At 56.7% G+C, this 5,420-nt stretch carries 2 protein-coding genes; both read left to right on the top strand.

Annotated elements, in window-relative coordinates:
- Positions 1–171 precede the first annotated feature (171 nt).
- On the top strand, positions 172–2,862 hold the full coding sequence (locus tag AC07DW_RS33325) for a DEAD/DEAH box helicase (RefSeq protein ID WP_478861364.1): 2,691 nt from the start codon (positions 172–174) through the stop codon (positions 2,860–2,862).
- A 7-nt stretch (positions 2,863–2,869) separates the two neighbouring features.
- Positions 2,870–4,906 carry a site-specific DNA-methyltransferase gene (locus AC07DW_RS33320; protein ID WP_478861363.1) on the top strand — a complete coding sequence of 679 codons (2,037 nt, stop codon included), beginning with the start codon at positions 2,870–2,872 and terminating at the stop codon, positions 4,904–4,906.
- Positions 4,907–5,420: the final 514 nt, after the last annotated feature.

Genomic DNA, 5,420 nt, shown 5'->3' with positions numbered 1-5,420 from the left:
TCATCCTCCGACAACACCAGCTCGGCCATCGGCCGCCCCATCTTCGCCATGGAGACAGCTTACTAATTCAACGAATTCCCGGCGCAGGACACTAGCGGTGCGGCTCTGCGCCCGGACAGTGGTGCCGGCAGACGCGGGTTGCAACGCGAGTGGGGGCTGGGGAGGACTGGGTTGAAGTACGAGCTTTTTGACTACCAGGAGCTTGCTGCTGCTGCTGTGGCTAAGTACCTGGTTAAGGCTGCTCGGGACTACGCCGATGATGCTGACGAGCAAACCGCCGTCGTACTGGCCGCGCCCACGGGTTCCGGTAAGACAGTGATTGCTACCTCAGTACTTGAAGCATCTTTGGACGGGGACCAAAGCAATGCTGGCCTAGAAGACGCCACATTCCTGTGGGTCACTGATGACCCGTCCCTTAATAGGCAGACCCTGCACAAGATGATGGCTGCCTCGTCGTCGCTAGCTCCCAACCGGCTGCTCACGATCGAGAACGACTTCGATGAAGAAATCCTAGCTCCGGATCGTGTGTATTTTCTGAATATCCAGAAACTCGGCTCGGCGGCAACGCTCTCTAAGTCGCGCGTTGACGGACGCACGTACTCATTGTGGGAAACCCTTACCAACACTGTGATGCGGCGCCCTAATGGTCTCGTGGTCGTCGTTGACGAGGCGCACCGCGGAATGGCAACTGCACGCAAAACGCGAGATACTATCGTTGCGCAGATTATAGGTGGCGGAACCACAGGGCGTCCCGCTGTTCCAGTGGTGTGGGGAATTTCGGCCACACCTAAGCGGTTCTTATCGGCCATGTCAGACCTAGGTCGTTCGACGAGATCGCACACCGTTCGCATCGAAGATGTCAGAGCCTCGGGGCTACTGAAAGACCAAATTATACTTGGGCATACGCGTGGTATAGAAGCGGCTGAAACAACGCTGGTGCGCCACGCTGTAAAACGCGTTCGCGAATATGATCGAAAGTGGACCGAATATACCCTTTCGACCTCCGAACCGGCGGTCTTCCCGGCGCTGGTGGTTCAGGTTGCGGACAAGCCAACCGGCAAAGAGCTGGGAGACTTGGTCAGTACAATAATCGAGGAATGGCCGGAAATTACGGCGGCCAATATCGTTCACACTTTTGCTGATCATGCCCCGGTCGATGCGGGCAATCACCAGATTGCATGGTGCCCGCCCGAGGACATTCAGGACCGCAAGGAACTGCGTGTAGTTTTTTGCAAGACGGCAATTACTACGGGTTGGGATTGTCCGCGAGCTGAAGTGCTGCTCTCGTTGCGGGTTGCCAAAGACTTGGACCTCATTACCCAGGTTATGGGTCGTATGGTTCGCACGCCTCTGGCTCGACGCGTAGCTACGGACGAGGATCTCAACGCCGTTCACTGCATTCTTCCTAAGTTCGACCAGGCTGCGGTGGACGCGATCGCGGACCGGTTCAGGGCAGGAGACGAGGAAGCACTGGCAACGGGAGCTGTGGTCATCAGCGATCCTGTACAGCTGACTCGGAACCCTCACCTAGCAACCGGTGCGGCAACCGAGGTGGCAGAGATGCGCGAGGAAATGACTCCTCGCAACTTCCTGCTTGACCCGCCCTCAGCCACGCCTCAGGCGTCGCCGTTGTCTGTGAAGGCGCCGCAAGTCCCTAAGCAACGCACATCGGACGTTCCTCCGGAGGGTTTTTTCGGAGACCAGGCTCCTGTTCAAGATCTCGCTCCCGCGGGAGGCAAAAGCGTCTTCGATGTCATAGCTGGGTTGCCTTCGTACACAATTCCGCGCGCGACGCTGAAGTCTCCCATTGCCCGCCTCACCGCCTTGGCTCTTCTTCTAGCAACAGTACATAACGGGAAAGCTATTCTTCCAAATGCTACGGCACAGGCCCGTAATGCACTTCTGTCTGTGATAGATGAGCATCGATCCGAACTTGCGGCTACGGGCGCGCTACAGAAGCTGGTGGACCAGGCTGCCAGTACTCGGCTATTCGAGCGCTCAGTCCGGTTTGCTAGTCCTAACGATGTGCCTATCGATACGCATACGACGATCGGACTGGACGGTCGAGGCATTGAAATCCTTATGGGACGTGCTAGAGCTGTCCTTCCCGAGGGCCTAGCTAATGCCTACGTGAATCGTATTGCCGAGAGCGATGAAAAAGTCACGGATGCGATGGTTACCACCATCGCGCTGGCCAGTGATTCGGCCTTGCCTAGCAAACTGGACAGGCGTGCTTCGCAGCTGATTGAGGAATGGTTTACTGTGCACGGCTCCTCGATCACTCGCCTGCCGGCCGTTGAGCAAGAACGATTTGATCGCATTAAGCGAGAGTCCGACCGACCGTTGATCACCTCCATCAGCCTGCCGATTCGGCGTACGGAGGATGCGGAAGGTGACACGTGGGTACGCCACTTGCTTTCGGACGCAGATGGCAACTACCGAGTTAAGTTGCGCGACTGGGAAGAGCATGTTCTGCGCACTGAGCTTGACGCAGGCGCAATTGCCTGGTACAGGAACCCCACCAGCGGCCGGCATTCGCTGCAAATACCGTACGCCAACGGAAACTCAATCTCTGGGATGGCGCCAGATTTCATATTCATCAGCAGTGTAGAGAATCAGCTTGTCGCAGACCTGATCGACCCGCACGGCACTTATCTTGCTGATGCGGTGCCCAAGCTGAAAGGCCTGGCTGCTTATGCAGAAAAGCATGGCGAGTCCTTTCATCGCATACAGTCGATCGCTCAGATTGACGGCACGTACATGATGCTCAACCACCTTAATGAGACTGTAAGGGTTGCCATTAAGGATTTCCCAGGAACGGATGCGACGGAAGTATTTCGTCGGCACGGGATCAACTACTGAGGGCGAAATGGCGCACATCGATAACCTTATTTCTGCCGTCAAAGACCCTCAGTTGCGTGAGGCGCTGCGCATTGAATACGAGAAAATCGCGCAAACCCGGAAATTCGGCCTCGTCTTCGATCGGCACCAGCCCGAGTCGGTGCTGCTCCCCAGTTTTGCTGTGCGACCAGGCGACAAGGTGCGGGTGCTGAAGGAAGGCGTACAAGATCGCACGGCAGTTGACGAAACGGGTGTTTGGACGGTCGCTGCAATCACTGGATCTGATGTTCAGCTGCGAGATCCGGAGGGGAATCTTCGGAATGAGCAACTCGCCAGACTAGTTGTAACCCGGGAGTTCGGGGATTCGATTTACCCAGGACTCAAGTCGGTGGGTCGAGTATTGCGAGGCGGTGGAGTTTATGGTGATACGGGAGACAAGCCCTTCCATGCTGTCGTAAACGCTGAAAACTACCACGCGCTCCAAGCGCTTCTCTACCCTTATGAGGGGCGCGTGGATGCGATATATATCGACCCGCCATATAACACTGGTTCGCGGGACTGGAAGTACAACAACAATTACGTTGACGACAACGATCCGTACCGTCACAGCAAGTGGCTCTCTTTCATGGAGAAGCGCCTCGAACTTGCAAAGCGACTTCTAAACCCTGCGTCCTCCGTCCTAGTTGTTACGATCGACGAAAAAGAAGTTCACCGTCTCGGCCTGCTAATTGAGCAGGTGTTCCCCGGGCGTCGTATGCAGATGGTCACGATCGCGATCAACCATCGAGGGGTGGCACGCCTCAAGGAGTTCACTCGTGTCGAGGAGTACGCTTTTTTCGTTTTCATCGGAGAGGCGGGTCCCTCCCTCACTGCGGATGACCTGCTCACTTCAGAGGCGGAAGAGGTGAAGACGGTTGAGGTGGTGCGCTGGGAACGGCTCACTAAGGGCAGCAATAACGCGCTTCGAAGCGACCGCCCTAATCTTTTCTATCCTGTATACGTCGACCCAGAGCGTGGTCGTATCGCCAAGGTGGGCGATCCCGTTCCGCTGAGCGTCGACCGGAAGAGCGTTCCGGAAGAACCGGGACTCGTAACCGTTTGGCCTCTTAGCATGACTGGGGTAGAGAAACGATGGCAGTGCTCTGCGGATACTTTCCGAAGTCTCGTCGAGCAAGGCATGGCGAAAGTAGGCTCCTATGATCGCAAAAATGACAGGTGGAGTATCCTCTACTTGAACCGTGGTCAACGTGAGCGTATTGAACGAGGCGAGATTCGTGTCACAGGGCGAGACGCGAATGGCGTGCTTGAGCTCGAAATGAACGAGCGTCCTTTGCGTGCTGCCATGACTATCTGGAACCGATCGTCTCACAATGCCGGGTATTATGGATCCGGCATCTTGTCCGCGTTGCTCCCAGACCGCAAGTTCCCTTTCCCGAAGTCGCTCTATGCGGTCGAGGATAGCCTGCGTCTAGCGGTTGGTGATAAGCCGGACGCATTGGTGATTGACTTCTTCGCCGGCTCTGGAACGACTGCTCACGCTTTGGCGCTTCTCAATCGAGAAGATGGCGGACGTCGCCGCAGCGTACTTGTAACCAATAATGAGGTCTCCGTTGCCGAGGCGAAGGCCTTGCGGGAACAGGGTTTCAGCCCAGGCGACCCTGCTTGGGAAGATCTTGGAATATGTCGGTACATAACTATTCCTCGAATGCGAGCGGCTGTCACGGGTGTCTCCTCAACAGGAGAGCCGCTAAAGGGGGAATATAAATTCGGGCAAGTGTTCCCGATGAGTGACGGCCTCGATGAGAATGTCGAGTTCTTTGATCTTACCTATGAGGATGCCTCAATGGTGTCCCTGGGTCGGCGATTTGAGGCTATTGCGCCGCTGCTCTGGATGAAGGCGGGAGCCAGGGGAGTGCGAATCGACAAGATAAGTAACCAGGGTTGGGAAGTCCGGACGATGCCACTTACGGTGTCCTTTTCGATACGTCCAGCTGGCCTGGCTTTGTCGAGGCGGTTGCCAAGCGCAAGTCTGAGGTTTTGCCACTCAGTCACTTGTTCATCGTGACAGACTCCCTGGTGGAGTTTCAGCAGATCGCTGGCCGTATCGATCAGGGTATTGAGTTGGTGAGACTGTATGCCGACTACCTTCGTACGTTCGAGATCAATACACCGCGGAGGAGTCGTTCCGTGGGAGATGGGTGGCGGCGGCCTGCCGTCCCCAGGCAAAGGGGTAATGAAGAGACCTCTGTGCCCTAAGGGTTTCGGATTTGGCTGGTCGGCTGTGCTGTACCCGCTACCTTCTCGGCTTCGATATCGAGGTCGGCGGAGCGGGTTTGGCCGGTGGCCTGCCCGGTTTGGGGTCGAGCATGATCAGGGGGCCGTACGCTGGTTGGCAACTCGGGCAGGCTTTGGGCCTGACCGCAATTAGCACGAGTGGCCCCCTGGTCTTGCTCGACGTGGGACCCGGACCGGGGAGGTGGCTAAAGCCCAAGGCCGTGAAGTTACGGCTTTGGGGCTGGTAGCGAGGGGTGTCGATCTGACTGAGTGCCGGACGTAGGAAGCGGAGCCCCGGTAGAACT

This window comes from Streptomyces sp. NPDC045701, assembly GCF_056432045.1.
The sequence above is the reverse complement of the archived record's forward strand: the minus strand, read 5'-3'. Positions and strand labels throughout refer to the sequence as shown.